This is a genomic window from Streptomyces sp. NPDC041970 (genome assembly GCF_055588985.1).
In genome coordinates, this window is record NZ_JBVJCD010000117.1 from 1 (window position 1) to 1,543 (window position 1,543).

Consider the following 1,543-nt stretch of genomic DNA (forward strand, 5'->3'; position numbering starts at 1 on the left):
CCCCCGTTATGTTTTTCGCGGTCCTGCAATGGGGCCGCTGGCCTCCGGGCCCGGTATGACTGTGTCCCCTCTGTCGATCGGATGACCTGGGGGGTGGTGTCGCCGGGCCCGGCAGGTGCCGTCGGAGACGCTGATGAGAGACCCGGCCACCGCCCGGTCCGGCGCAATGCCGGGCACAGACGTGGGCGGCAGGTCTGCATAACGTGGATGCGCGAGCACGGTGCCACCGCCGAGGCCGGCACGGTCAACGACCTGGAGAGGGTGCGATGTTCGACATCGAAGGCGTGGGCGTCTTCCTCGGGATGGACGTCGGCAAGACCGCCCACCACGGCCACGGGCTCACCCCGGCCGGGAAGAAGGTCTTCGACAAGCCGATGCCCAACAGCGAGCCGAAGCTGCGGGCGGTCTTCGACAAGCTCAAGGCCAAGTTCGGCACGGTCCTGGTCATCGTGGACCAGCCGGCGTCCATCGGCGCTCTGCCCCTGACCGTGGCCCGCGACGCGGGCTGCGAGGTCGCCTACCTGCCCGGGCTTGCCATGCGACGGATCGCTGATCTGTATCCGGGCGAGGCGAAAACGGACGCGAAGGACGCGGCGGTGATCGCGGACGCCGCCCGGACGATGCCCCACACTCTGCGTTCGCTGGAGCTGACCGACGAGATCACCGCCGAGCTCACGGTGCTGACCGGCTTCGACCAGGACCTCGCGGCCGAGGCGACCCGCACCAGCAACCGGATACGCGGGCTCCTCACCCAGTTTCACCCGTCGCTGGAGCGCGTGCTCGGGCCCCGGCTGGACCACCCTGCGGTCACCTGGCTCCTCGAGCGCCACGGATCCCCGGCCGCTCTGCGGAAAGCCGGCCGCCGCAGACTCGTCGAACTCATCCGCCCGAAAGCCCCGCGCATGGCCGCGCGGCTGATCGACGATGTCTTCGACGCTCTCGACGAACAGACCGTCATCGTTCCCGGCACGGGCACCCTCGACATCGTGATCCCGTCCCTGGCCGCCTTCCTCGCAGCCGTCCACGACCAGCGCCGGGCACTCGAAGCGCAGATCAACAGCCTGCTGGAGGCCCACCCTCTTCACCCGGTCCTGACCTCGATGCCCGGAGTCGGAGTCAGGACCTCCGCAGTCCTGCTGGTCACCGTCGGAGACGGCACCGGTTTCCCCAGCGCCGCCCACCTCGCCTCCTACGCCGGCCTCGCCCCGACAACCAGATCCTCGGGGACCTCGATCCACGGCGAACACGCACCCAGAGGCGGAAACCGGCAGCTCAAACGCGCCATGTTCCTCTCCGCCTTCGCCTGCATGAACGCCGACCCGGCCTCCCGCACCTACTACGACCGGCAAAGAGCCCGCGGCAAAACCCACACCCAGGCACTCCTCCGCCTTGCCCGCCAACGCACCAGCGTCCTCTTCGCCATGCTCCGCGACGGCACCTTCTACGAATCCAGAACCCCCACCGTCACCCTCACCGCATGACCACCCCAAACAGCCCCATACCAGGCACCACGTCCTTGACGAAGGACATAGAGACACCCCCC

General features: G+C 68.8%; 1 protein-coding gene. It reads left to right on the forward strand.

Annotated features, from left to right (window positions below):
- Window positions 1–266: 266 nt before the first annotated feature.
- Window positions 267–1,481 carry an IS110 family RNA-guided transposase gene (locus ACZ6EJ_RS27810; protein ID WP_469270964.1) on the forward strand — a complete coding sequence of 405 codons (1,215 nt, stop codon included), beginning with the start codon at window positions 267–269 and terminating at the stop codon, window positions 1,479–1,481.
- Window positions 1,482–1,543: the final 62 nt, after the last annotated feature.